The organism is Pedobacter cryoconitis, assembly GCF_003259615.1.
Lineage (GTDB): Bacteria > Bacteroidota > Bacteroidia > Sphingobacteriales > Sphingobacteriaceae > Pedobacter > Pedobacter cryoconitis.
The window spans coordinates 1-25,763 of record NZ_QLLR01000010.1 but is presented as its reverse complement, the minus strand read 5'-3'; the positions used below and the strand labels follow the sequence as shown (position 1 = coordinate 25,763).

Sequence of the window (25,763 nt, the reverse complement as noted above, 5' to 3'; positions counted from 1 at the left end):
TGTGAGTATATTAATTGATTCTTAAGTCACTTCTTACAGGGAAATGATCAGATAATCTCGCTTGTATAATCCGGTGATTGATTACCTTGATATTCCTGGTAGCCGAGATATAGTCAATCTGGAAATTAGGGAATTTCCCGTTATACGTACGGCCAAGGCCAGTTCCCTGTTCTACAAACGTATTATGAAGTGATTTTGTTAATTGTGTTACCGCATACGAAGCAGGTGTATCATTAAAATCTCCCGCAATCAGGAAAGGTGTTGTACACGCTTTCATATGATCTTTCATAATATCAACCTGTCCGCTTCTTTTAAGAAATGCCGTTTTCAGCATGCTTACGATTCTTTTTGCCGGTAAAATCTCCGTATCTATTTTTTTGGTCACTTTATCCAGGTAATTATAATCCTGCTTATCAAAAGATATAGACTGCAAATGAACATTATAAACCCGTACCTTCTCCTTATTGACCATTACATCTACATAGATGCTCGCATTGCCACCGTGATTGGTACTAAACAAGATACTTCCCTTATTGACGATCGGGTACCTCGAGAAGATAGCTAATCCCGCAGATTCATAATCATTGCCAGAAGAAGGTACAAAATAGTAATTGGAAGTTTTCAGGATCTGCTTTAAACTATCAGTAATCGCAAACGTTCCCTTGCGGCGCGTATAATATTCCTGAAAACAGATAATATCAGGGTTTTCATCTTTCACGACAGCGAGCATCTGCTGCTTCACCGACTCATTGCCCGCTTCGCCATAAGGTTTAAAACTATGCACATTGTAAGTCATCATCCTGACCAGATCAGGAGCCGATTTCGGGCCATCACCAGATTCACCGATAAAACCAACCGTCGCAATTAACGGATGCCAGCCAATCGCGATGATAGCGGCCGTACCTAAAGCAAATAGAATTCTGCCCCGTAAAACCCACCAAATAATAAAAAATACATTTAAAAGCAGCACAAAAGGATAGGCCAGCCCAAAAAAGGCAATGCGCTCATGCTCACGCGGATCAAGATTACCAGCTAATATACCCAGTAAAAGAGCAAAAGCCATAACCATTCCAACAAGCACTGTGATCTTCCCTAAAAAACTAAGCTTTTTTTTCTTCATTAATCCTTACTCGCCTTGAATAAAATCTCCTTTTCCTGTCTGCTTAACTTATCATAACCTGACTTAGAAACTTTATCAAGTATAGCATCAACCTCTTTCTGGTTCACCTTATTACTTTTATTCCTTGCACCAGCATTAGGCTTATCATTTTTAACCACTTTTAAAGTCGGCTTACGTTCAAACCAGCCACTTAAATCGTTTCCGCCCTGCAAAAGCTTAATATAAACAAAACCAAACAATGCACCACCAAGATGCGCAAAACTGCCTCCCGGATTCTGGGAAGCAATGCTGATCAGGTCAAATACAATATAAGCCATCAGCAAATACTTCAGTTTCACATTTCCGATAAACATCAGGTTCATCGAATAATCCGGAACCAAAGTAGCCGTAGCCACTGCAATAGCCATTACTGAAGCTGACGAACCGATGATTGTCGCCGCAGGAATATAATCCGCAAAAACAGGGAAAATATTATAAGCCAGTGCATAAATGACTGCACCCATTACTCCGCCCGCAAGATATACCAAATGGAACTGACGCGGTTTCAGGAACTCTAAAAAGATCCTGCCCATCCAGAACAGCCATAACATATTAAACAGGATATGAAAAATATCACTATGAAAAAATTGATAAGTCAGTATCGTATAAAAGCGGAAAGGGAGTTTAGGTAAAGCTGCAGGAAAAGCAACATACTCACTCACATAATCTAAAAACCGGACATTCGTATTACCCGCCAGGAAATAAGTAACCCCAAAAAGAGCTACAGCGACGTATACAATCGTGTTGATCCCAATGTAAAAAAACACCGGGTTCCCAGACTGGAAAACTTTATATTTCAGTTCCTCAAACAGATTCTTCTTAGTCATAATAGTCGTAAAATGTATTTTTCTCTTTCCATAACTTCACGAGTATAAACCCTAGCAATGCACCACCAAGGTGTGCATAATGCGCAACGGAATCTCCCTGAACGCTGGCTACTCCCAAACTAAGTTCTATCAAAATATAAACCGGGATGATATATTTAGCCTTCACAGGTACCGGAATAAACATAATATAAAGCTCTGCATTCGGATAAAGCATTCCAAAAGCTACCAGTAAACCAAATATGGCTCCGGAAGCCCCAACCATAGGGCCAGAATAAATGCTCAATAACGTTTGTCCCTGATCAGGACTTAAACCCCTTAAATTTAAAGAAGCCATGCCCTTCACAATATCAATGGTTACAGCCCCTGGATTAACCGGAGAACCTGTCATTTGATAAACTTCAAAAGCCTGCACGCCCCATTGTAAAGCCAGTGCACCTAAACCCGTAATCAGGTAAAAGTTGATAAATCTTTTAGTTCCCCACCTGGTTTCCAGCACCGAACCGAAAGAGAACAAGGCAAACATATTGAATAAAATATGGGTAAAGTTCCCGTGCATAAACATATACGTAATCGGCTGCCATATTTTAAACAGCGGAGAATCAAAGTAAAATGCGCCCAGATAATAACCCAGGTCAATTCCCTTAGATTCAAAAACATATTTAGCCGCGAAGAACAACACGTTGATGATCAACAGGTTCTTAACAACTGGAGGTATATGAATATTATTCATCATTACTTATCAAATTTTCTATCAATTTCTGTCAGTGACATCGTTTGGATTACAGGCCTGCCGCTGATACTAAAGTTTGGTGCCTTACACGCAAACAACTGCTCAATCAACATATTCATTTCCTGCTGCCCTAAAACAACCCCACTCTTAATCGCACTATTCTTAGCCATACTTCTGGCCAGTGCATCCCTTTTATCCAGCTTTAACTCCTGCTGAGAATTCTTAAAACCTTCTATCAGGTGTTCAAAAAGCTGAGTCTCATTAATCTGGTTACTTCCCAGATCAACAGGAATCCCCTCAATGACTAAAGTATTCTTTCCAAATTCTCTGACCTCAAAGCCCAGGCTCTTAATGTCGTCCAGTAAACTCTTCGCTAACTCATAATCATTCGGGCTTAAGGTAACCGTCTGCGGAAACAAACTCTGTTGCGAGGCACCCTTGCGGTCTTCCAGGTTAATGCTAAAACGTTCATACAATATTCTTTCGTGTGCCGCCTGCTGATCAATCAGCATTAAACCTGACTTAATCTGAGAAATAATGTACTTATTATGCAGCTGCATCAGCTGTTTCTGTATCGGCGCGTATTTATCGTCAGGACCATTTCCCGGCAATTCCATTTTAACCTGCTCAGCCGGCTTATCCTTTGAAATTTCATACAATGAACCCCAATTCTTAGCTACAGGCTGATGACTATTGCCATTTGAATTTCCGAATCCTGTTTCCGTTCCCTTAAAACCAGTCCCGGAACCGCTAAATCCCGTTTCCGCGCCTCTGAAACCAGAAGAGCCAGACCCCTTATCACTACTCTTATCGTCAGCAAAAGGATTAAAGTCAGGATTAAAACTAATACTCGGAGGAATAATTTCGTCCAGATTCTTTGGGCTGATCATTCCGCTAAAAGCGGTTTCCTGATCAAAATCAATCGTCGGGCTGATATTAAACCTTCCCAGAGAACGTTTAACCGCAGAATGGATAATTGCATAAATAGACTTCTCATCCAGATATTTGATCTCCGTTTTCGTAGGATGTACATTCACATCAATCTTAGCCGGGTCAATATCTATAAAAAGCACATAGAAAGGGAAGTTATCATCTGATAATAAATCTTCATAAGCCTTATTCAGCGCATGATTCAGGTAATTATCTCTGATGAAACGATTGTTCACAAAAAAGAACTGTTCCCCCCTTGTTTTCTTTGCAAACTGAGGCTTGCCAATAAACCCTTTCAGGTTGATAATCGTGGTATCCTCTTCTACAGGAATTAGTCTTTCGTTATAATTATTTCCAAATAAATGGACTATCCGTTGTTTTAAAGCAGATGAAGGCAATCTGAAGATCTCCATTCCATCATGATGCAAACTGAAAGAGATTGCAGGATTAGCCAATGAAACCCTTTGGAATTCATCGATAATATGCCTCATTTCAGCAGGATTGCTCTTCAGAAAATTGCGTCTTGCCGGTGTATTAAAGAATAAGTTTTTGATACATATACTGGTTCCCTGCGGCGTGGCTACAGGTTCCTGTTTAGTTATCGTTGCTCCTTCAATTTCGATCAGTGTACCCAGTTCATCTTCAAATCGGCGGGTTTTCATTTCAACCTGTGCAATCGCGGCAATAGAAGCCATGGCCTCCCCACGGAAACCCATGGTACGGATAGCAAATAAATCTTCCGCTTTGCGCACTTTTGAAGTTGCATGGCGCTCAAAACACATACGTGCATCAGAAACGCTCATCCCACATCCATTGTCGATCACCTGAATAAGTACCTTTCCGGCATCTTTCAAGATCAATTGTATCTTATTCGCCCCCGCATCAATGGCATTTTCCATCAACTCTTTCACTGCCGATGCAGGTCGCTGAACTACCTCTCCGGCAGCAATTTGATTCGCAACACTCTCGGGTAAAAGTTGTATTATATCTGACATTTAGTTCCTTGGTAAAGGTCGCTAATTTAACGAAAATAAGCCTTATACATAAATCTTTTGATTATAAATACCATTTAATGACGAACCCGGTACAAGCTTTTTATATCTTTAGCGTTCTGAATGAACTATAAGCTTTTTATGTACAAAAACAATCTTGTTCAAACGATCACTGTTTGTCTTCTTGCGATCTCTACCTTTAGTGCCTGCGCACAAGATCACCAAAGAAATGAAGACCTGCTGAAAGTCAACACTAACATCCTTCAGCATACCGTTTTGCTGAACAACCAGCAAAACATTATCCCCCTGACCTCCCTGGAAAAGAAAAACATAGCCTCAGTCAGCCTGGGTTTCAATTTTCAGAATATCTCGGATAGCTTGCTGAATAAATATGCGAAAGTCACTTCTTTCAGCTCCGCAAAATATGAAAACTCGCCCGGACTCTTAAAGCTCGAGGACGATCTGAAATTCTTTAACACCATTATCATTTCCATTCAGGACCTGGAAACAACCCAGCCAAGGTATATCAATTTCATCAACTCGCTGGCCAAAACCAAATCCGTTATTGTTGCCCTCTACGGTCAGCAAACCAACCTCGCTCCCTTTGACTCCCTGAACACCCCTATAATCTGGACACAGGACAAAAGCATACAATCAGCCACACTAATCCCCCAGATGATTTTCGGAGGAATAGCGGCCAGCAATAAATTAACCAGAAATATCTCCGGAAAATACCTTGCCGGATCAGGCTTTACCACTACCGTTACCCGCCTAAGCTATACCGTTCCCGAAGATGCTGGCGTAAACAGTGATAACCTGCGTGAAATTGATAACATTACCGCCGAAGCCATCGCAGCGAGAGCCGCACCCGGCATGGTTGTATTGGTGGCAAAGGACGGCAAAGTTATCTTTAATAAAGCTTACGGCACCCATACCTATGGCGGCCCGGCTGATAAAGTCACCGATATATTCGACCTGGCTTCCATCACTAAAATAACTGCAACCACACCGATGGTTATGCGTTTAGTAGAACAGAACAAACTCAAACTAGACACCAATATAGGCGCTTACATTGCCCTGGCAAGACCAACCGCAATGAATGAAATCCCGGTCCGCGACGTGATGCTGCACCAGGCCGGCTTTATACCTTATATTGCTTTTCACGACAGTGTTAAAGCAACCGACCACAGTCCGGACTCTTCGGCAGCTTACCCCACCAAAGTAGCTGACGGATATTTCATCAGGAAAGACTACTTCAAAGACGTAATGTGGCCACGCATGCTGAATGCCCCGATCAGGACCAGGGGTAAATACGTATACAGCGACATCAGCATGTATGTCATGAAGGATATTGTGGAGCAAATTAGCGGAGAACCCTTAAATATCTACACCGCTGAAAACTTTTATGCCCCCTTAGGCATGCAGACTGCCGGGTTCCTGCCAAGAAACAGGTTCAGCAGAGATCAGATCATTCCCACAGAAGACGACACCTATTTCAGAAAGACACTGCTCGTAGGTTACGTCCATGATCAGGGAGCAGCCCTTGTAGGCGGAGTCTCCGGACATGCCGGCCTATTTGCCAGTACCAATGACATGGCGATCATGTACCAGATGTTTCTGAACAAAGGAACTTACGGAGGCCAAACTTATTTCAAACCAGGAACCGTAGAAAACTTCACTGCCCAACAATCAAACGTGAGCAGAAGAGGATTAGGATTTGACCGCTGGGACCCGAACCTCGCTAAGAAATACCCTTCATCGACCGCCTCATCACAAACCTATGGCCACACCGGTTATACCGGTACTGCAGTTTGGGTAGACCCATCAAGAGGCCTCGTTTATGTCTTTTTATCGAACCGCGTTAACCCATCAGTCACCAATAAGCTTGTCAGTATGGGCATCCGTTCCCGCATTCAGGACGTGATTAACCAGGCAATCGACAAAGGGCTACAGAAATAAACCCGGTCACTGCAAAAATAAATCCGCTCTAAAACAGGGAGATATAAAATTAAACCGATTTTTTTAAAGAAGAGATTTTGTATTCAGGATCAATTTTTCTATAATTGCACCCGGTTAGCGAATAACCGGCATTAAAGCCTTCTTAGCTCAGCTGGTAGAGCAACTGACTTGTAATCAGTAGGTCATTGGTTCGATCCCGATAGAAGGCTCGGAATAACAAAAAAGGGTTCATGAAAATGAACCCTTTTTTATGCTTAAGACTTTCTCAGTTAAAGCTTCTTACTTCTTCAAACCAATTTCCCTCAAACGCTCATCCAGATACTCTCCGGCTGTCATATCAGAATATTGTTTCGGATGCTCTTCATCCACACAAGAATCAAGGCTTGTCAAATCCATATCAGAACGCGGGTGCAAGAAAAAAGGAACTGAAAAACGTGAAGTCTTCATTAACTCTCTTGGTGGATTAACCACTCTATGCGTAGTAGAACGAAGCTTATTGTTCGTTAAACGCTGCAGCATATCCCCAACATTCACTACAATATCAGAATGATGCGCTTTAATCGGCAACCACTCATTACTGCGTGTTAACACTTCTAAACCATCAGCACTAGCGCCGATCAGTAAAGTAATCAGGTTAATATCCTCATGCGCACCAGCACGGACAGCATCATCAGGTAATGCTTCAGGATTTTCGATCGGGAAGTAATGAATACCTCTCAAAATAGAATTTCCGTTATGTACATGCTGATCAAAATAATCAATAGGTAAGCTTAAATAAGTAGCGATTGCTCTCAACAAATGTTTACCATTACTTTCCAGCTTCTGATAAACCTCGTTCGTTACCTCGTTGAATCCTGGAATTTCTTCCAGATACTCATTATCAGGATACTCATATTTGATCGGGTCACCATCAACTACCGTCTGACCAATTTGCCAGAATTCTTTAAGATCTGCTGTTTTAGCACCCTTAGCAGTTTCTTTGCCCGGACTGGTATAACCACGTTGTCCAGCAAGCTCTGGCTTCTCGTATTTCGCTTTCTGATCGGCCGGCAAACGAAAAACTCCCTGAATATTCTGATATAACTTATCAATTAATTCCTGGCTTAAGCCATGATTGGTAATCGTTACAAAGCCCGAATCATTGAAGGCTCTGCCCAGTTCATCAGAAAATTTTTTACGATCGTGTTCCGTTCCGTCAATATAAGAACCAAGATCTAAGGTTGGAATATAAGGTGTAGACATAATATTTCTTTAATGTTTGATTCAAAACTATAAAACAATTGTTAATAAACCCGGCTAATACGAATTATACCACAGCATCCCGCTAATTTACAACAATTTAAGTTATTAACATTTACCAACACCCCCTCTTTAAATCAAGAATATCAGCCAATCCTGTACTTATTAACATATAGTTATCAACTAATGTTTTTTAACCGCAATTATCAAATCATCCTTCCCATAAACTACATTTTATCAGTACACTGTCAATTTAGGACAGATGTAAAACCGCATGCCCCCTCCCCACGTATTTCTAATCATAAATCCATTAAATTTATATTCTAAACACACACACAATGAAATACCTAGCAATCATAGTTCTCCTGTTTTTCTCCATAAACAACGCAGACGCGCAGCAGAAAAAACTACAAAAAGCCACATTCGGCATGGGCTGCTTCTGGTGCTCAGAAGCCCTCTTCCAAAAACTCGATGGAGTAACCGCAGTCAGATCCGGTTTTGAAGGAGGCTCCTACCCTAACCCAACCTATGAAGAAGTTTGTTCCGGCACAACCGGGCATGCAGAAGTTATTGAATTCAACTACGACCCTGCAAAAATCTCTTACGATGACCTCCTGGAAGTATTCTGGAAAAGCCATGACCCAACAACCCTAAACCGTCAGGGCGCAGATGTCGGCACACAATACCGCTCAGTAGTCTTCTATAGCACTCCTGAGCAAAAAGCAGCAGCAGAACACTACAAAGCACAGCTCAATAAAACAAACGCTTACGGCAAACCAGTAGTAACTGAAATCACAAAAGCAGAAACTTTTTACAAAGCCGAAGGATACCACCAGGATTACTTCAATAAAAACTCAGACCAACCCTATTGCAGACTGGTTATCCTGCCAAAACTGGAGAAACTGGAAAAAGTATTCAAAGCAAAGCTTAAACACTAATAAATATAAAAGTATAAAGAACTGCATTTACAACCCTGGAAAAACCAGTTGAAACAGCAAAAAAAACAAAGGACCTGTTTTCAGTACCTGATTCATTCTTCATGAATTCCAGTACGAAAACAGGTCCTTTGTTTTTTTTGCTGTCCCTTTGCAGTACCACTTTATTCCTGTAGTACCACTTTATTCCTGCAGTACAACTAAATTCTGGTCATGTTATTTCTTACCTTAAGGACTTATAAAATAAAAACCGGCAATCTTCTGGTTTGAAGATTGCCGGTTTTTTATAAACTAAAGGAACTAAGGAAACTTAACCCCTCTGTATTTAGTCACATCAACAGTTGGAATACTGGCACCATACTGTGTATTGATAGATTTGATAAACTCATTCGCTACAATTGCATAACCAAACGGCGTTAAATGTATCCCATCCAAAGAGAACAGATTTCCAGTAATATACGCCGCACTAACAGCCGCACCATTCACGATCTTACCACCAGCATAACTCTTAAACAACGCATTCGCATCTACTAAAGCAAGGCCATTTGACGCTGCAACAGCCTTAATCGTCGCATTGTAAGCATTCGTATAATCAACAATCACAGCAGCTTCTGCCTGATCCAGCACATACTTGCTCTCTACCGGATTTCTCGGATCAAGACCATAAGGATACGGTGCATTCGTCGTAGTACCGATTAAATTCGCTGCCGATAAAGGAAGTAAAAAGTAATCCTGTGCCGTAGCAGGTCTGGTTGTACCAGCTCCTGTTTTAATATAAATCGTGTTCACAGTAGGTGCAGCAAGATGAACCTTAGCTAAAATCGCAGTTAAAGTAACCGTTGTGAAATAAGGCGTACTTAAAACATCAGGAATAGTTGCGACTACACCCTTAGCACCAGTACCACCAGCACCACCAGTTTTTAACGCAGTCACAGCACCATTATAGATTTGAGTAAACAACGCTTTATCAGTAGGGAAATCTGCTGCAACAGCAGCCCCCCCAGTCGCATAACCTAACACATCATTGTTACCCAACCACATACTGAAAAAAGTAAAAGGCTTGGCCGTTACAAAACTAAGATATGAAGTTGTATTTGCCGGAGAGGTATTCGGCAACAGACGCTCAAAATAAGGATTTAAATTTCCATAATAAGTAAGCGTAATATTGTTAAGCCTGATTCCCGGTACCCCATAATTATTCAGATCACCCGTATACTTTGTGAAAAGAGGGACCGTTCCAAAACCCGGAACATTTGCCGTGCCTATTGCTGCCTGCGCAGGAACATCTACAATTACAGGATCTCCCGTAGCCGAAAAGCCCGTTAACTTCTTATAACCTGACCCATCCGCCTGGTTTGCATTGAAAAAAGGCATGCTGAAAGTACCACCACCAACAGTTTGCATCTGCGTACCAATCATTAATGGAAACGCATTCTGCTGACCTTCCAGGTATAATCCGCCATCAGCGAAACCTGAAGTTAAAGAATTTCCGACTGCGATATATCTTGAAAAATCTGCACTCCCTTTACTGGGGGTTATTGTTTTTAGTTCTGGCTTGCACGATGCAGCTGTCACAACAGCTACTGCAAGAATACTTCTGAATATAAATTTCGAGTTCATAATGTTTTGCTGAAAGGTGATTACCATTTATAAGATAAAGCAATGCCAGGGATATAAGCAACAGTTTTGAAATCGCCGCTTAAATTGGTTTCAATATTCGTTTCATTTCTTGACTTAACATTCTCATACAAGAAAGACAAATCAATACTAAAACGCTCAGACGCTTTGTAACCTAAACCCGCACTTAGCAGGATACGGTTAGCATCCGGAACCTCTGGTGTTACATAACCTTTTCCAACAGGTGTAAACGCATACGCAGCACCTAACCTTAAAGCTAAACGCTCAGTAGCCATATTCTGAATACCTATACGTAACGCTCCCCCATCATGGTAATTTCTTGGAGAACTTGTGTTTGGAATTCTTGAATTGTTGTTATAGTCAAAAGCCAGCACTTTGTATTTGCTCCAGTGAACCCAGTTCGCATCTACAGCAATGATCGTTTTTGAAGAAGGATAAAATCCTAAACCAATAGAAGACGTTGCAGGTAAAGGCAGGTTTGCACTAAACTTAGTCGGGAAACCATCTTGTAATGCCTGGGGAACCTTAAAAATAGCATCCCCATCTTTTACCTGGGCAGTTACCTGCGAACGGTGAGTTACACCGATTGTTACACCAGATACTGTCTCTACATAAATACCCGCATTCCAGCCGAAATCATTAGAATGACCTTTAAGCTGCGCAGTAGCCGATGTACCATCATTTAAAGTAAGAGGCACACCTCTTTTTAAATCAACCTTTCCATTGGTGTAGACAAAACCCGCACCAATACCAATATGATCCGTAATCTTGTAACTCAAAGTAGGCTGTACATAAATAGCCTGAAGATCTAACGAAGTCACTGTATACTTACCAGTCCAGTTTGGGTCCCAATGTACAGCACCACCAAAGGGTACATAAACACCCAGACCAAAACGAAGCCTGTTATTCGGATTACCAAACACCGCATAAACCGATGGATCTACCGTTAATTTTTCTTTCGTATATTCTGTAATATTCGAGCCATTCTCCCTGAAGGCTGCTTTCAGGAAAATTGCACTTCCACCAGCTTGTACACCATTCTTTTTAAGGAAAGACACCGCACCAGGGTTAAAAAACACAGCCGCTTCATCTAAAGCAACTCCTGTACCTGCACCGCCCATTGCGGTCTGCTTTTGTCCCTGAAGGTTAACCTGATAGGATTGCGCGTAGCCCAGAATAGGTACCGCCAGTAAAAAACTTAGTAAAATCTTTTTCATATTTGGTTGGTATTAAATTGACGTTTTGCTTGTTGCTGTAAAAGTTTCGATTGCTCATTTATTTTATGCAAGCATAACAATTAACGATTTTACTAAAAAAACAAAACTTATCCAAATCTTAAGGGAGATTTCTTTTCGTTCATTTAGTTCAATATCATACAAAAGTAAAAACACCAGCGCTTTATATCAAACCTAAATAACATGCCTACATTTGTTAACACTGTTATTAATTAGATGTTATAACAGACATAAAACCCTTAGAATAAAAAATTATGAGCTTAATAGATGCGCTTAAATGGCGGTACGCAACAAAAAAAATGAACGGAGAAAAGGTCCCACAAGCTAAGGTTGACCAAATTATTGAAGCTGCACGTCTTGCCCCAACTTCATCTGGCCTTCAGCCATTTAAAGTAATTGTGGTAACAAACCCAGAATTAAAAGCAAAAATCCAGACCGTTGCTTTCGGACAGTCTCAAATAGTTGATTCCTCACACCTGCTTATTTTTGCAGCATGGGATAACTATACAGAACAAAACATCAGAGCTGCTTTTGCGCGTACTAATGCAGAACGTGGTCTTCCTGATGAAACACCTTCAGACTATGAAATTCAGTTAAGCTCAAACTATACGACAAGAACTGAAGAAGTAAACTTTAACCATGCTGCAAGACAAGCTTATATTGGTTTTGGTGTAGCGCTTGCAGAAGCTGCTTTGTTAAAAGTAGATGCAACGCCAATGGAAGGATTTAACCCTGCAGAACTTGACGAATTGTTAGGTTTAAGACAAAGAGGCCTTCGCAGCGTTACCCTGTTACCATTAGGTTACAGAAGCGAAAGCGAAGACTGGTTAGTGAACCTGAAAAAAGTACGTACGCCACAAGCGGAATTCGTTATCGAATATAACTAAAATAATACCTATTTAAATTCAAACAGTTTTTAAAAAGGGGCCCGGGAAACCAGGCTCCTTTTTTTGGCATAAAAAACTGGTTTCCCGGTATAAGTTATCCCTGCGGAAATGTCAAAATATGTTAAAGGTTCCCGAAGGTTATGGAAGCTCCTGCATAATTCAATATATTAGCGAGATTAATCTTGTATCACCCGCAATTCATGAACTACTTTAAAATATCATTTGCCTTATTTATACTTTGCTTCACACTGGGATTCCAGGCATCAGCACAACAGGACACCGTTATGCTCAGCAATATTCTTAATAAATCCAAGATCATTGCTGAACAGCATCCTGTAGAAAAAGTCTATCTCCATTTTGATAAACCATATTACAGCGTTGCGGATACCATGTTCTTCAAAGCCTACCTTACTTTTGAACAGAACATTCCTTCGCCACTGAGTAAAGTAGTTTATGTAGATGTGATCAACAGCCAGGATTCACTCGTAAAATCAATGAAACTACCAGTTACCAACAGCGTAGCTTACGGAAGTCTGGAACTTGACATGGTGAACTTCAAACAAGGCAATTATTACGTGAGAGCCTATACCGTATGGATGTTCAATTCCAGCCCGGATTATTTCTTCACTAAAACTATTCCGATCGGAGAAGCCATAGACAAGAAACTGATTACCCATTTAACCTATAACAACGTACAAACCGATAAAAGCCAGGTCATCAATGCACAGATTCAGTTTAAGAATCTCGACAAAGCTATCCTTGCCAATAAACCAGTTAACTGGAGTGTCATGTCAAATTACGAGGTGGTTAGTAAAGGCAGAGGAGTTACAGACCAGAACGGGGTTTTAAAAATAAGTATCACACCAAAGAAAAATGAATTCATCACCAAAGGTGATCTGACTACTGAGCTCAATATGGGTAACCAGGAAGTGCTGAACTCTTCTTTTGTGCTCAAACCAAAAGCAACAAGTACAGATATTCAGTTCTTCCCCGAGGGTGGGGAATTGGTTAAAGGTATACCCACACAAATCGCCTTTAAAGCTATTAAACAAGACGGGTTGGGGATTGAAGTCAAAGGAACTGTTGCCGATAGCGATGGCAACCAGATCACCGCTTTTAGTTCAACCCACCTGGGTATGGGCGCTTTTTACCTGAATGCAGAAGGCGGCAAAACTTATAAAGCGACCGTAACTTTCAGCGATGGTTCTAAGAAAGTAATAGACCTGCCAAAACCTGTTGAATCAGGAATTTCGGTACAGGCGAATACCACTAACCCAGATATGATCAATTTCAAGATCGTAGCCAGCGACACTTATTTCCAGCAAAACCAGGGTAAAAGTGTTTATTTAATCGCTCAAAATGCCGGACAAGTTTACTATGCCGCGCAAACCAAATTACAGACACAAGTTACCGCAGCAAAAATACCGACAGATAAATTTCCTTCGGGAATTGTTCAGCTGACGCTTTTCTCTGCAACCGGAGAGCCGATCAGCGAACGTTTAGCCTTCGTGCTGCACAAAAATGCCATGAACCTGACTTTAAAATCAGACCTTCCCGCTTATAAAGTGAGACAAAAAGTAAGAATGACTGTTTCTGCTAAAGATTCTACACAACGCTTAGTCGGGAATTTCTCCCTTAGTGTAACCGATCAGCAGAAAGTTCCGGTAGATGAGACGACAGAAACTACGATATTAAGTTCTTTATTATTAACCTCAGATTTGCAGGGTTTCGTAGAACGTCCAAACTATTACTTCGTGAAAAACGATGAGAAAAAACGTGCAGAACTTGATATTTTAATGCTGACTCAAGGCTACCGCCGCTTCTCTTACAAAGAAATCATGGCTGGCAGGTTCCCTGCAAATACTTACCTTCCTGAACAGGGAATGAGTATCACAGGTATTTTGAGAGACAGAACAGGGATGCCGGTCAGAAAAGGAGCTTTACGTTTAACCAGTCCGGGGAGAACACTTTCTTCGGAAACGCTGACCACCAACTCAGGTCTTTTCGCTTTCCCTAATCTTGTTTTTGAAGATGGCGCAGAGTTACTGATCAATGCAAAATATAATGCAACAGGAAGTAATATGATGATTGTTCTGGATAATCCGCCATTTCCTGAAGTGACCAGTAATCCCTACCCGGCTACTGAAGTGATTAATATTGACAGTACACTTTCAGCTTACCTGGATAACAGTAAAAAGCAGTACAGCAATCTGCGTACACTGAAGGAAGTAAAAATTACAGGTGCAACAGTTAAGAAACCAAGTCACACAGATTATACGGCTTTAACAGGATTAAGTATGATGCCAGATCACCTGATTGACGGAGAAAGGTTGAGTGGCTGTAATGACCTCTTAACCTGCCTTAAATCTATGGCAATGGGACTTACCTTTGATACCGACAGATTTTTCGTTACCCGCGATTATATGCAGGGCAATAAAAGCACACCAGTACAGGTATTTATTAACGGAAATGCAGTAGATGCGATCAACCTGGGCAGTATTCAGCCGGCAGATGTAGAGTCTATAGAGATTTTCTTAAAAGATCAGCTAGGTCTTGTTTTCAAGAACTACAACTGTAATGGTGTATTAGTGGTGAACACGAAAAAGACTCCTAAGTCAAATATGAGTCTTGCAGACTTAAAGAAAATGATGCCACAAAGCAACATGCTTAAGTTTACCCCTAAAGGATATACAAAAACAAGAGATTTTTATGCCCCTAAATACGTGACACAAACCAGCTCTTATACAGGAAACGATTTAAGAACCACGGTTTACTGGAACCCTAAAATCGTAACCAATGCAACTGGTGACACCGTACTTGAATTTTATAACGCAGACGGTAAAGGAACCTATAGAGCAGTGATTGAGGGCGTAGATGCAAATGGTAATGTGGGTCGTTATGTATACCGGTATACTGTTAAATAAACAGCTGGGATGATTAGCTGTTGATATAACCTTCTAATTGGGAAATGGTCTGCTTTTGGTCCTCGATGATGAATTTAACCACATCGCCAATCGAAACCATCCCAATGATCTGATGATCAGCTAAGACTGGTAAGTGCCTGATGTGCTTATCGGTCATAATTTCCATGCAGCGATCCAGACTGTCGTGCGGGGCAACTGTAATAGGACTGGCGGTCATGACTTCACTTAAAGGGGTGTCTGCAGAAGTTTTTCCCTGAAGAACGATTTTCCTGGCATAGTCTCTTTCAGTAAATATTCCTGACAATTGGCTGCCTTCCAGAATAAGCAGCGCACTGATGTTTTTCTCCATCATTACGCTTAGAGCGTCCAGAACAGATGTTTCTGCCGTAACCGAAAAGATCTGTGCTGATTTGGTGCTGAGTAGTTGTTTTACGGTTTTCATAACGTGTTAAGAGTTAGCTAATTAAATTTACTAAAAAATATTCAGAAGCTAACTCTTTATTATTCGCCTATTTTTTTTCTATCTGGCACTTCAATCCTTCCTCTGTCATGACTCCCTGGTATTTGTCATCTGCAAAATTCTCCTCGTCACAATCCCAAAGAGAATAGTTATTCAGGTAACGCTCCAGGTTTTTAGTAATCCGGAGTTTAGTACCTACAGGTAGTTTAACCACCACTTCAATATGCTGATCTCTCCAGTATTCGTTTTTCTTCAGGTGTACTTCAGGCCCGAATTTCAGTAAGGAATCCTGTTGCACAAAATCATAACGGATATTCTTTGCATGGTTTAAAGCCATTGCAAAATCCCTTCCCTGTGAGCTGTAGCTTTGCACCAATACAGGCACATTACCTTCACTTTTCTCTATTCTGATGGTTACATTTCTGGGCGCAGCAGATGATCTTTGAGGATCTTTCTGAATAATCTTTCCGATAAAATCAGTTGAATTTAAGCGGTACTGTATACTGTCTTCTTTACTGAAGAACATCGTTTTATCAATTTCCAAAGTATAAACCGGGTAAGTCTTCAGTGGCAACGTCTGTGTAAAATTAGCTTCTTCCTTAAATTCAGTGCCAATTTTTGCGCTAAAGAAAATACCAACAGAAAGTGCACACAACCAGGTTAAAAGCAGTCCGTAGGATAACATCTGGTGTATAGGGCGGCTATTAAAGGCTACCCGGATGGAAAGCAAAATCACACCCAGTAAAGGGATCGCAATCGTGAAAAAAGAAGCGACACTTAAGATGGTCAGATAAGATCCGTTGACGATATTAAAAGGGAATACCTGTATCGCCCCTGAATACCATATGCCAAGAATCGAAGCCAGCGCCACGAAATCACTCAATAAAAGTACAGAACCAATCAATAATAAGATGATGGCGATAAACTTAAAAATAATCTTTCCGGAGCCTTGTAAAAAGGTTCCTAAAATGGTGATGAACTCGGTAATGAAGTTACCAGAATGTTTGACAAAAGGGCGTAAATGCTCATTTGCGTTTTTCAGGTTATCTTTTAAATTAGAGAGCTCTTCTTCAAAACTTCTTTTAAAGCCTTGCAGATTTGCGGCCTCCCCTTTCATGGCCATGCGTTCTGCCCTGGTAGCTGCTTTAGGAATTGCAATCCATAAAACCAGGTAAGCGATCAAACCTGAACCACCTAACATCACCGATAAAGCGGCTACAATCCGGATAATACTTACATCCATTTTAAGGTAATGGCTTAATCCGGCACAAACACCAGCAACCATCGCATCGTCGGTATCTCTATAGATTTTTCGTTCTGCAAATGCCGAAGAGTAGGCGTTATTATAATCTGCTGCAGGATCTTCCTCAGACTGTTCTTCGAAATCTTTAACAGAGCCCATTAAACCAATCACCACCTGTACATCTTCCAGTTCAATAACCTGCTTTTGCTGCGTGTGCAAAATCTCTGTAAACATTTCAGCTATACGGTTCTCAATGTCAGAAACGATTTCAAAGTCATCTGCACTTTTCCCGAAATGTTGTTTAACCTCAATCAGGTAAGTGGTCAGTAGTTCGTAGGCATCTTCTTCGATATGAATGATAGAATTGCCAATATTTATGTTGAGTGTCTTCTTCATGGTTTAAGGATTAGTGTGGTTCTTAGATTTTTCAATAGCGAAGGATAGCTCTTGCCAGGTGCCATCCAGCTGGGCGAGCATGGCAGTGCCCAGGGGGGTGAGTGTATAATATTTACGGGGAGGTCCTGAGGTTGACTCTACCCAGTTATAACTCAGTAGTCCGTTATTTTTTAACCGCGTCAATAGTGGATAGAGCGTCCCCTCCACTACCAGTAGTTTAGCTGACTTTAATTCAGCGATGATATCAGAGGCATAGATCTCTCCTCTTGATATAATCAGGAGCACACAATATTCCAGTATGCCCTTGCGCATTTGCGTTTGTGTATTTTCTGCTATCATATTTCAAAGTTATGTGTTTTATATAGTAATATGCAATACATAGTACTGTATAAAACACAATAAAATATATAACACACTGATTTAAAGGTGAATAATTTTAATAAAAATAATTTAAGAGAAGGATTTGGAAGCTTAAACGCGTCCGCCGGCCAGATTACTGATGAAAAACCACCAGGTAATTATGCCAGGGATCAAGCCTATCACGCCACCGACCAGCCAGATCCATCTTCGGGAAGCGATAGCAATCAGCACGCAGGCTACGAAGTAAAGACCTGCTACAATAATTTCTGCGCCGACGCTATACCACAGGGTCGCTACCGTGCCTGCAACGATCAGGATCGCGTTAAGTTTAAGCACGTCAACTGTTGACATAGTCTGTTGGTCTATACCTTTAAATACATATGGATAGGCGATAGCACAGCCAATTAAAAAGACAATAAAAAAAATAATAACCGGTAGCGAGATCATAAAAGGGCAGATTGATAATTAAATATACGGCTAAATCCAGGCCAAAGATTTAAAGACAAAAAATGTTGGTTAATTAGTACAGACAACAGTCGTTGTACCGGTTATAATCTGGCAAAAACATCCCCTGCCTATAAAATAAAAAACCAATGTCAGCAGAAAGAAATAGTTATCCACATTTTAACATGATTTTGCTTTTTGGCGCAGGTTTTGTTTTAGGCTAAGTATCATTAAATAATCCAGTTATGCTGATAAAATTGAATCTGATTACTCAAGCCTTTGCCAGGTCAGAGCGCGAGAAACAAGAAAAAGCGGTGACCCAAAATCAATGGGTGACTTTGGATAGAATAGTCATATTGCTTTTGTTCCTTGGCGTAATTGCCGGGGCAATTATATTCTCGTAAATAACGATTTAAATAATATATTAATTTTTTAGCGTTCATATATATGAACGCTTTTTTTATGCCTATAACAGTAGTGTATCTATGCGGTGTGCCATCACTCTTTCTTGTACTGGTGACCAGGAATAAATAGTAAAATGTCCATCCTGAGAAGCAACCAGCGCAATTGCATCATTCTGATCCTGAATAAATTGCGCAGCAGAAAGGTGACGTGTACCTCCTACTTTTGCAGGGTGCATCACTATCGCTCCGCCACCGGCAATAGGTTCTATAAATGATAATTCTTCAATCAGATCTTTGCCTTTTGCACGTCCTATTTTAGCACCAAATGCCAGGAGTTCATAGTCATCACTAATGACAGTTGCCCCGTCTATAGCAGTTAAACCTGCCAGATGTTCTACTTCTCTTTTCAACACGGTTTGCCAAAAGATCTGGCTCGCTTGTTTACGGTCTTGTTTCAATAAATTAGACAATCCGCAAAATGCAGGCTGTATCCCGTATTGAATTGGTTTGATAATCGATTGCAGCCAGTTCCTGGTTCCATTCGGAACAACCAGTAAAGTTCCTCCACGCTGATGAGAGCGCATAGAGACAGCCAGCTGGATCAATACATTCACGGTATCATTCCAGTAAGAAGGTGCGGTAAGGTCCAGCAGTGACAATAACATGGGTGGGCAATCCGGATGTCTTGCACTGTTAACGTCCACAATTTTAATCTGATCGCCTTTGAGTACAGCTATATTGGTAAACTTTCCAAATCCATAGATCCTGCGGTGTTTGATAACCAGCAGTGCGGGTTCAGAAACGTCTAATACAAAACAAAAATTAGGGATACTGGTGGTCGTCCCCCAGATATAAAGCTCACCATCTTCCTGCCATACGCCGATATGAATACCGGGACGCTCCACACCTGGTGCAATCTTGGTTAAGATAGTCGGGTTAAGCGGCAAACGGTTTTTAAAGAGCAATGGGCTCCCTCCTTGTGCAGGTGGTAAAAAAGCCAGTGATATTTTTGGTGAATGACCTTCTTCCTTTCGGATACTTGCCCAAAAGGTGGCATCAATAATGGCCTCTACAATCTCTGCTGAAGGCAAAGGTGCAAGATCTTCCTCTCCACTTTCTCTTGCTGCAGCAAGATGCTGAGCAAAAATGGCTTCAACTTTAGGAGCGATAATTTGAGCTGCCTGATAAGTGGGTTTATAGATCATGGCTTAAAGTTAAGATATTAAATTATTTTTTCCACCGCTTTTTACTCCATTCTGCCTGCTCCTCTGCGGATAAAAAAGTCCAGGCTACGAAACGGCTTTGTTTCTGCCCCTGAGCCATTTCTACCGTGCGGACTCCTTTAACACCAGCCTTATCCAGCGCATAATAAACAGTCGATAAATGAGCACTTTTAGACACTAATGTAGTAAACCAGGCGCATTGTTTAGCGATTTGTGTGCTTTCTTCAATCATCCTCCTGATAAACTCTACCTCACCACCCTTACACCACAATTCAGAGCTCTGACCACCGAAATTAAGCACAACTTCTTTTCCTTTTTGCTTGCCCAGGTTACGCACTTTACGCTGACTGCCCATTTGTGCTTCTTCGGCCGAAGCGTGAAAAGGCGGATTACATAAAGTAAGATCAAATAGTTCTCCGGGTTTGACTACGCCTTTAAAGATAGCAGCAGGAGAGTTTTGCATCCTGAAAGTCAGATCATGGGCAAGCGGCGGATTAATTGCCGCAATATTCTCTGCTGAACTGATCGCACGTTTGTCTACGTCTGAGCCAACAAATGACCAGCCGTATTCCTGGTGTCCGATAATCGGATAAACACAGTTTGCACCAACTCCGATGTCCAGCACTTTCACCGAATTTCCTTTAGGGATTTCGTTTCCATTAGCCAGGGCCAGTAAATCTGCCAGGTAATGGATATAATCAGCCCTGCCAGGAATTGGCGGACATAAATAATTTTCAGGAATATCCCAGTCAGACAACCCGTAAAAATAGATCAATAAGGCTTTATTCAAAGTTTTTACCGCTTCCGGATTTGAAAAATCAACAGATTGATCACCGTAAGGGTTAATAAAGACAAATTGTTCCAGTTGCGGACAACTGTTGATTAATTGTGGAAAATCATACCTTGAACGGTGTAGATTTCGGGGATGCAGTACTAGTTTTTCAACGGACATAATTTAACGCTTACCTCAAAGGTAAGCGTTAATTGACAGATATGGGGGTTTCACCCCGGGAAAACCTTAAATAATTGCTAAGATTTGACCACAGGTGCTAAAAATTCTGAAGAAAGCGCAGCTGCGTTTAACATGAAATTATGCAGTTCATAGTTTTTAATGAATGGCTTTAAGGATTCACTTCCGGGGCCAAACATGGTGAGTTCTACGTAGTCTGCGGTATGGTTCATTCCTGCCCATTGCACCAGCGTATATTTCCCCTGGATCTTTGCCAGTTCGTTAAATGGCAGGTTTGCGGCATTGTATAACTGGCCGGGAATGATGTCAGAGAAGTGTGCGAGTAGTTGTCTGGCTTCGGCAGTGGTAATTCCAATACCTGTTCCGGCTTCAATTAATTCAGCGACATTTTTCTCACTCGATGCGTTGTTCAGCTGGTTTAAAATCCACTCGTTACTGTGTTTGAAATGTTGAATCCGGTCAAAATCTTTATTGCTGTCTCCATAGAATAAACCTGGATTTGCATTGCCGTGATCTGTAGTGATGATCACCAGCGTCTCTCCGTCTTTTTCGGCAAATTCAATTGCCTGACCGACCGCTTCATCAAAGGCCAGCTGATCAAAGATCAGACCTCCTGTATCATTGCCGTGTGCTGCCCAGTCTACTTTTCCACCTTCCACTTGTAAAGCAAATCCTTTCGGATTGTCTTTCATCAGGGAAATAGCTTTGCTCATCATTTCGGCCAATGAAGGTGTACTTTTCATCAGTTCCGGAGAGTTCTTCCGGTCTAATTCATAAGGTAAGCCATCTGCTGCAAAAATACCGAGTACCGGGCCTGAGTTGTTAAGGCTCATCATCTGCGCTCTGTTCTGAGCAACCTTAAAGCCCTGAGCCTGGAATTGAGGAATAATACTTCCGCCTTTTCTTTTGGCATCAAAGTGTTCTGCGCCACCGCCCAGCATCACATCGAACTTTAATTTCAGATACATTTCCGCAATTTCATCTTGTCCGTCACGGCTGTCTATATTCACGCAGAATCCTGCGGGTGTGGCATGAGTAATTGGCACTGTAGTTACACAGCCCACTTTTTTACCGCTTTGTTTAAATTTCTGTAGAATTGGCTGCGGCGTTTCTCCTTTGGGGCCTACGTTTAAAGAGCCGTTTTTAACACGCATCCCTCCGCCCCAGGAAGAGCTTGCGGCTGCAGAATCCGTCACCAGTGAGCTCGCAGAGGCAGTATCCATCAGCGAACGGGTAACTTTTGAATCTTTATATAATTGTATCCAGTTGGTGCCTTTACCAAAGGTGCGGTTTGCGTAAATATCCGCCATGTTTAAAGTTCCAATACTCATTCCATCGCTGACCAGCATAATAATATTCTTAGCCTTTTTAGCGAATGGTTTGGATTGAGCCAGCAAATCTGCTGGTGATAGAAAGGGCAAGCCTATTCCGGCTAACAACCCTCCTTTTAATAGTGATCTTCTGTTCATGTGTGTGCTGTGTGCGATTAGTAACCGCACAAAAGTATCCTTCGGGTATGCGCTTAACTTGAACCTGGCATTACCATATTGTTAATAAAACAAAAACCGCCTGTCTCTTTGTAAAAGACAGGCGGTTTTTTGATAAATATGGGTTGATTAATGGTTCGTTCTGACGGCACCGCCTTCTGCCCCATGGCCTCGTTTGGCACAGTACAATCCGAAAATCAGGATATATAAATAACATAATGCTGGCAGAATAAATGAGGTTTGAATGCCCATTGAATCGGCGATACTGCCTTGAACCAGTGGTAATAATGCACCGCCTAAAATTGCCATAACCAGTAAAGAAGAACCCTGACTTACGTATTTTCCTAATCCGGAAATTGACAGGGTATAGATATTGGAGAACATAATGGAGTTAAACAATCCGATTCCTAAAATAGGATATAAAGCCATACTGCCTTTGCTGAAAATAGAAACAAGCAGTAAAACGATGTTCACAGCTGCAAAAATTACCAGTGTACGTGCCGGAGCAGATTTACCGATGATAAAAGCGATAATGTTCAACACAATAAATACGATGAAGAAACTCGTTTGCGCAAAGGTCAGGTCAACGATACTGAAAACTAATAAATAAACAGCAGCAGCGGCAAGAACCATATAAATAAACTTTTTGGTTTGCGGTAATTCACTTAAAGAGATCGCGCCCAGGAACCTTCCGATCATTGCTCCTCCCCAGTACAGGGCAAGATAATTTTTACTGACCACTTCGGTGAGGTTGGTTACGTCTGGTTGTTCCATAAAGGCAATCAGTAAACTTCCGATACCTACTTCGGCACCTACGTAACAGAAAATCCCAAAGATCCCCATTTTTAATTGTGGGAATTTTAAGGCACCTAAGCCTCTTTCTGAAGATTCTTCACTGCTGAAAGATGGAAGTTTAACTCTGCTGATCACCAGGGCAAGCACCACAAGGATACCCGCGAAAATCAGGTAAGGGATACGGGTAGAGTCTGCTGAAGCGGTACCGTTCTTTTCCAGGAACAGGGTAAATATTAAGTGGCCTCCAAGAATCGGGGCAATGGTTGTTCCGAAAGAGTTAAAGGCCTGGGTCAGGTTTAAACGACTGGAAGCACTTTCTTCTGGCCCTAACAAGGTTACATAGGCATTGGCAGTAATCTGCAAAATTGTAAATCCTAAGCCCAGTACAAATAAGGCTGCAAGAAATACACCATAGATAGACAGGGTTGCTGCGGGATAGAATAAGCAGCAGCCGACGGCAGAAAGCAGCACGCCTGCAATAATTCCTTTTTTATAACCGACTTTGTTCACCGGATCGCCGTTAAAATAGGAGATCAGGAAGTAAATTAATGATCCGATAAAATAAGCGCCAAAAAAGGCGAACTGTACCAGCATTGATTGTTGAAAGTTTAAGTTAAACTGCACTTTTAAGTGCGGGATTAAAATATCATTCATACAGGTAATAAATCCCCACATAAAGAAAAGGAGCGTCATTGTAACAAGCGGGATAATAGAACTATTTTTTTTAACGGGAGTAGTGGTTTCCATGTTTGATTAAAATATCTGAATTGTTAAAGCGAAAAGGCCTTGATTGAATATCTCCTAAATCGAATCAGCAAATAAAGGAAAATAAACTGTTTCCTGAATAATTAATTGTGTTGATTAGGTAAAAATAACGATGTAAGAGGGTATTAAAGGCAAATATTAGTTTTTCTTTATAAGTTTGATAATAAGCTGATGCTATGCGAAGATTAATCAAGAGTTTTGGATATGCGTTATCCGGGATCGCTTATACGGTAAAAACGCAAATGAACTTTAAGATTCACCTGGTGGCTACGGTACTGGTTGGAATTGCGGGTTGGTATTTGCAATTATCTGGCAATGAGTGGCTATGGATTGTCCTGGCTATAGGACTTGTATTGGTTGCCGAACTTTTAAACACGGCAATTGAGTTATTGGTTGACCTGGTGTCGCCAGATTTCAATGTTCAGGCCGGAAGAGTGAAGGATATTGCTGCGGGAGCTGTCATTGTTGCGGCTTTCATTTCTGTCATTATAGCGGCTATTATTTTTATTCCAAAATTAACCTGATATGCTCCACAAAACGCGTGGAATAGTTTTAAAAACGACTTTATACAGCGAGAGCAGTGTAGTGGTGCAAATCTTTACTGCCAAATTCGGCATTCAGTCTTATATGGTGAATGGGGTGAAGAAGCCAAAGGCGAAGATCAGGATGAATATGTTGCAGGCGCTTCATTTGGTGGATATGGTTGTTTACCACAAAACGAATTCCAGCATCCAGCGGATTTCTGAGCTCAGACCTTCCCCGGTATTCCGGACTATTCCTTATGATATTATCAAAAGCACGATCATTATGTTTTTGAATGAGGTGCTTTATAAAAGTATCCGTCAGCAGAATGCGGATGAGAATATTTTCGATTATATTTTCAATGCGGTTTCCTGGTTTGATGAAACGGATCAGGGTGGTTCGAATTTTCACCTTGCTTTTCTGCTGAAGTTGTCCCGGTTTTTAGGTTTTGCCCCAAGCACGGAGACTAAAAGCGATCAGAGTTATTTCGATTTGCAGGAGGGTGAATTCAAGTCTTTACCGCCTGTTCATCCTTATTTTATGGAAAAAAAGGAAGCAGAATTATTTATTTCTTTGTTTACGACTCCTTTTGAAAAATTAAATGAAATAAAAATAGACAACACGACAAGAAGGGTCATTCTTGATAAAATACTGATATACTACACCTTACATACGGCTTCTTTTGGGGAAATAAAATCTCACCAGGTATTGGAAGAGATCTTATCTTAAAAATATTAAAAAAGTTTTGGAGTTTTAGTTTAGAGGTGTATATTTGCACTCCCAACAACGAAGAAGGTTATTCAAATAGCAGAAACGACGAGGGAAGAACCAAGGGGAGATTAGCTCAGCTGGTTCAGAGCACCTGCCTTACAAGCAGGGGGTCACTGGTTCGAACCCAGTATCTCCCACTAATAAAAAGCCCGCCAGGCTGTTACATGGCAAGAACCAAAGGGAGATTAGCTCAGCTGGTTCAGAGCACCTGCCTTACAAGCAGGGGGTCACTGGTTCGAACCCAGTATCTCCCACTTCAAAAAGCCTTTCAGTAATACTGAGAGGCTTTTTTCGTAAAGATCGATTTTTGGCACCAGATGATTTTTCAAACTTATCCAGGATCAAGCGGAATTCGGATCAAGCGGAATTCTTGGGGGGAAGGAAATAATTTCTTTCTTTTGCAGTAGAAAGAACAACAATCTATTATCATTTTGAGTGAAGCTGGCAATACCCTAATAAGTCTATTAC

General features: G+C 41.2%; 22 protein-coding genes and 3 tRNA genes. 10 read left to right on the top strand and 15 right to left on the bottom strand.

The features are described from left to right. Positions 1-10 precede the first annotated feature (10 nt). From LY11_RS11895 to mutL, 4 genes are read right to left on the bottom strand one after another with little or no spacing between them, the layout of a single operon-like run. Positions 11-1,120, bottom strand: a complete 1,110-nt coding sequence (locus tag LY11_RS11895) for an endonuclease/exonuclease/phosphatase family protein (RefSeq protein ID WP_111633919.1) — start codon at positions 1,118-1,120, stop codon at positions 11-13. Beyond that, positions 1,120-1,986 (bottom strand): rhomboid family intramembrane serine protease, encoded by an 867-nt coding sequence (locus LY11_RS11890; protein WP_111633918.1) that lies wholly within the window; start codon positions 1,984-1,986, stop codon positions 1,120-1,122. Before LY11_RS11890 ends, LY11_RS11895 begins: the two co-directional genes overlap by 1 nt. After that, positions 1,979-2,716: a rhomboid family intramembrane serine protease gene (locus LY11_RS11885; RefSeq protein WP_198163712.1), complete on the bottom strand. Its 738-nt coding sequence runs from the start codon at positions 2,714-2,716 to the stop codon at positions 1,979-1,981. Before LY11_RS11885 ends, LY11_RS11890 begins: the two co-directional genes overlap by 8 nt. A gap of 2 nt (positions 2,717-2,718) precedes the next feature. Beyond that, a complete protein-coding gene (gene mutL, locus LY11_RS11880) occupies positions 2,719-4,641 on the bottom strand; it encodes a DNA mismatch repair endonuclease MutL (protein WP_111633917.1) in 1,923 nt (640 codons plus the stop codon). Positions 4,642-4,761: 120 nt separating this feature from the next. Between mutL and LY11_RS11875 the strand changes: the two genes are divergently transcribed. Both LY11_RS11875 and LY11_RS11870 read left to right on the top strand, forming a co-directional pair. Next, positions 4,762-6,597 (top strand): serine hydrolase domain-containing protein, encoded by a 1,836-nt coding sequence (locus LY11_RS11875; protein ID WP_245952723.1) that lies wholly within the window; start codon positions 4,762-4,764, stop codon positions 6,595-6,597. A 136-nt stretch (positions 6,598-6,733) separates the two neighbouring features. Next, positions 6,734-6,806, top strand: a tRNA-Thr gene (locus LY11_RS11870). A gap of 70 nt (positions 6,807-6,876) precedes the next feature. Here the strand turns inward: LY11_RS11870 and LY11_RS11865 are convergent. Beyond that, complete coding sequence (locus tag LY11_RS11865) at positions 6,877-7,839, bottom strand: isopenicillin N synthase family dioxygenase (protein WP_111633916.1); 963 nt, start codon at positions 7,837-7,839, stop codon at positions 6,877-6,879. Positions 7,840-8,174: 335 nt separating this feature from the next. Between LY11_RS11865 and msrA the strand changes: the two genes are divergently transcribed. After that, on the top strand, positions 8,175-8,774 hold the full coding sequence (msrA, locus tag LY11_RS11860; protein ID WP_111633915.1) for a peptide-methionine (S)-S-oxide reductase MsrA: 600 nt from the start codon (positions 8,175-8,177) through the stop codon (positions 8,772-8,774). Between the two features lie 297 nt (positions 8,775-9,071). Here the strand turns inward: msrA and LY11_RS11855 are convergent, their stop codons facing one another. Beyond that, on the bottom strand, positions 9,072-10,391 hold the full coding sequence (locus LY11_RS11855) for an SGNH/GDSL hydrolase family protein (RefSeq protein WP_111634005.1): 1,320 nt from the start codon (positions 10,389-10,391) through the stop codon (positions 9,072-9,074). Between the two features lie 20 nt (positions 10,392-10,411). After that, a complete protein-coding gene (locus LY11_RS11850) occupies positions 10,412-11,626 on the bottom strand; it encodes an OmpP1/FadL family transporter (RefSeq protein ID WP_111633914.1) in 1,215 nt (404 codons plus the stop codon). Between the two features lie 272 nt (positions 11,627-11,898). On the opposite strand from LY11_RS11850, the gene LY11_RS11845 reads away from it, so the two are divergent. Together LY11_RS11845 and LY11_RS11840 are read left to right on the top strand one after the other, a co-directional pair. Then, entirely contained in the window at positions 11,899-12,531 is a 633-nt protein-coding gene (locus LY11_RS11845) for an NAD(P)H-dependent oxidoreductase (protein WP_111633913.1), read from the top strand. Positions 12,532-12,731: 200 nt separating this feature from the next. Next, on the top strand, positions 12,732-15,455 hold the full coding sequence (locus LY11_RS11840) for a carboxypeptidase regulatory-like domain-containing protein (RefSeq protein ID WP_111633912.1): 2,724 nt from the start codon (positions 12,732-12,734) through the stop codon (positions 15,453-15,455). A gap of 13 nt (positions 15,456-15,468) precedes the next feature. Here the strand turns inward: LY11_RS11840 and LY11_RS11835 are convergent, their stop codons facing one another. From LY11_RS11835 to LY11_RS11820, 4 genes are all read right to left on the bottom strand, one after another. Further along, entirely contained in the window at positions 15,469-15,897 is a 429-nt protein-coding gene (locus LY11_RS11835) for a CBS domain-containing protein (RefSeq protein ID WP_111633911.1), read from the bottom strand. Positions 15,898-15,964: 67 nt separating this feature from the next. Next, complete coding sequence (locus LY11_RS11830) at positions 15,965-17,554, bottom strand: PspC domain-containing protein (protein WP_111633910.1); 1,590 nt, start codon at positions 17,552-17,554, stop codon at positions 15,965-15,967. Between the two features lie 3 nt (positions 17,555-17,557). Next, positions 17,558-17,893, bottom strand: a complete 336-nt coding sequence (locus tag LY11_RS11825) for a PadR family transcriptional regulator (protein WP_111633909.1) — start codon at positions 17,891-17,893, stop codon at positions 17,558-17,560. A gap of 132 nt (positions 17,894-18,025) precedes the next feature. Continuing rightward, complete coding sequence (locus LY11_RS11820) at positions 18,026-18,265, bottom strand: hypothetical protein (RefSeq protein WP_146610839.1); 240 nt, start codon at positions 18,263-18,265, stop codon at positions 18,026-18,028. A gap of 338 nt (positions 18,266-18,603) precedes the next feature. Here LY11_RS11820 and LY11_RS26695 point away from each other — a divergent pair, with 338 nt between their 5' ends. After that, complete coding sequence (locus LY11_RS26695; protein ID WP_170132675.1) at positions 18,604-18,762, top strand: hypothetical protein; 159 nt, start codon at positions 18,604-18,606, stop codon at positions 18,760-18,762. 62 nt (positions 18,763-18,824) lie between these two features. Here LY11_RS26695 and LY11_RS11815 read toward each other — a convergent pair whose 3' ends face one another. From LY11_RS11815 to LY11_RS11800, 4 genes are all read right to left on the bottom strand, one after another. Beyond that, positions 18,825-19,967 carry a putative sensor domain DACNV-containing protein gene (locus LY11_RS11815; protein WP_111633907.1) on the bottom strand — a complete coding sequence of 381 codons (1,143 nt, stop codon included), beginning with the start codon at positions 19,965-19,967 and terminating at the stop codon, positions 18,825-18,827. Positions 19,968-19,989: 22 nt separating this feature from the next. Next, complete coding sequence (gene rlmF / locus LY11_RS11810) at positions 19,990-20,937, bottom strand: 23S rRNA (adenine(1618)-N(6))-methyltransferase RlmF (RefSeq protein ID WP_111633906.1); 948 nt, start codon at positions 20,935-20,937, stop codon at positions 19,990-19,992. Positions 20,938-21,014: 77 nt separating this feature from the next. After that, entirely contained in the window at positions 21,015-22,424 is a 1,410-nt protein-coding gene (locus LY11_RS11805) for an alkaline phosphatase (protein WP_111633905.1), read from the bottom strand. A gap of 147 nt (positions 22,425-22,571) precedes the next feature. Further along, on the bottom strand, positions 22,572-23,984 hold the full coding sequence (locus LY11_RS11800; RefSeq protein WP_111633904.1) for a sugar MFS transporter: 1,413 nt from the start codon (positions 23,982-23,984) through the stop codon (positions 22,572-22,574). Positions 23,985-24,178: 194 nt separating this feature from the next. On the opposite strand from LY11_RS11800, the gene LY11_RS11795 reads away from it, so the two are divergent. The 4 genes from LY11_RS11795 to LY11_RS11780 all read left to right on the top strand — a co-directional run bounded on the left by LY11_RS11795 (position 24,179) and on the right by LY11_RS11780 (position 25,549). After that, the gene (locus LY11_RS11795) at positions 24,179-24,526 is read left to right on the top strand and encodes a diacylglycerol kinase family protein (RefSeq protein ID WP_111633903.1); all 348 of its coding nucleotides are present in this window, start codon (positions 24,179-24,181) and stop codon (positions 24,524-24,526) included. A 1-nt stretch (position 24,527) separates the two neighbouring features. Continuing rightward, positions 24,528-25,253 (top strand): DNA repair protein RecO, encoded by a 726-nt coding sequence (gene recO, locus LY11_RS11790; RefSeq protein ID WP_111633902.1) that lies wholly within the window; start codon positions 24,528-24,530, stop codon positions 25,251-25,253. Between the two features lie 104 nt (positions 25,254-25,357). Then, positions 25,358-25,432: transfer RNA gene (locus LY11_RS11785), tRNA-Val, on the top strand. A gap of 42 nt (positions 25,433-25,474) precedes the next feature. After that, positions 25,475-25,549: transfer RNA gene (locus LY11_RS11780), tRNA-Val, on the top strand. Positions 25,550-25,763: the final 214 nt, after the last annotated feature.

Excerpts from the sequence above, each read along its gene's own strand:
- LY11_RS11850 (WP_111633914.1), bottom strand. The coding sequence starts at position 11,626 with ATGAAAAAGATTTTACTAAGTTTTTTACTGGCGGTACCTATTCTGGGC.
- rlmF (WP_111633906.1), bottom strand. The coding sequence starts at position 20,937 with ATGTCCGTTGAAAAACTAGTACTGCATCCCCGAAATCTACACCGTTCA.
- recO (WP_111633902.1), top strand. The coding sequence starts at position 24,528 with ATGCTCCACAAAACGCGTGGAATAGTTTTAAAAACGACTTTATACAGC.
- LY11_RS11815 (WP_111633907.1), bottom strand. The coding sequence starts at position 19,967 with ATGATCTATAAACCCACTTATCAGGCAGCTCAAATTATCGCTCCTAAA.
- LY11_RS11795 (WP_111633903.1), top strand. The coding sequence starts at position 24,179 with ATGCGAAGATTAATCAAGAGTTTTGGATATGCGTTATCCGGGATCGCT.
- LY11_RS11825 (WP_111633909.1), bottom strand. The coding sequence starts at position 17,893 with ATGATAGCAGAAAATACACAAACGCAAATGCGCAAGGGCATACTGGAA.
- LY11_RS11820 (WP_146610839.1), bottom strand. The coding sequence starts at position 18,265 with ATGTCAACAGTTGACGTGCTTAAACTTAACGCGATCCTGATCGTTGCA.
- mutL (WP_111633917.1), bottom strand. The coding sequence starts at position 4,641 with ATGTCAGATATAATACAACTTTTACCCGAGAGTGTTGCGAATCAAATT.
- LY11_RS26695 (WP_170132675.1), top strand. The coding sequence starts at position 18,604 with ATGCTGATAAAATTGAATCTGATTACTCAAGCCTTTGCCAGGTCAGAG.
- LY11_RS11895 (WP_111633919.1), bottom strand. The coding sequence starts at position 1,120 with ATGAAGAAAAAAAAGCTTAGTTTTTTAGGGAAGATCACAGTGCTTGTT.
- LY11_RS11855 (WP_111634005.1), bottom strand. The coding sequence starts at position 10,391 with ATGAACTCGAAATTTATATTCAGAAGTATTCTTGCAGTAGCTGTTGTG.
- LY11_RS11875 (WP_245952723.1), top strand. The coding sequence starts at position 4,762 with ATGAACTATAAGCTTTTTATGTACAAAAACAATCTTGTTCAAACGATC.
- LY11_RS11845 (WP_111633913.1), top strand. The coding sequence starts at position 11,899 with ATGAGCTTAATAGATGCGCTTAAATGGCGGTACGCAACAAAAAAAATG.
- LY11_RS11865 (WP_111633916.1), bottom strand. The coding sequence starts at position 7,839 with ATGTCTACACCTTATATTCCAACCTTAGATCTTGGTTCTTATATTGAC.
- LY11_RS11840 (WP_111633912.1), top strand. The coding sequence starts at position 12,732 with ATGAACTACTTTAAAATATCATTTGCCTTATTTATACTTTGCTTCACA.
- LY11_RS11805 (WP_111633905.1), bottom strand. The coding sequence starts at position 22,424 with ATGAACAGAAGATCACTATTAAAAGGAGGGTTGTTAGCCGGAATAGGC.
- LY11_RS11800 (WP_111633904.1), bottom strand. The coding sequence starts at position 23,984 with ATGGAAACCACTACTCCCGTTAAAAAAAATAGTTCTATTATCCCGCTT.
- LY11_RS11890 (WP_111633918.1), bottom strand. The coding sequence starts at position 1,986 with ATGACTAAGAAGAATCTGTTTGAGGAACTGAAATATAAAGTTTTCCAG.
- msrA (WP_111633915.1), top strand. The coding sequence starts at position 8,175 with ATGAAATACCTAGCAATCATAGTTCTCCTGTTTTTCTCCATAAACAAC.
- LY11_RS11830 (WP_111633910.1), bottom strand. The coding sequence starts at position 17,554 with ATGAAGAAGACACTCAACATAAATATTGGCAATTCTATCATTCATATC.
- LY11_RS11885 (WP_198163712.1), bottom strand. The coding sequence starts at position 2,716 with ATGAATAATATTCATATACCTCCAGTTGTTAAGAACCTGTTGATCATC.
- LY11_RS11835 (WP_111633911.1), bottom strand. The coding sequence starts at position 15,897 with ATGAAAACCGTAAAACAACTACTCAGCACCAAATCAGCACAGATCTTT.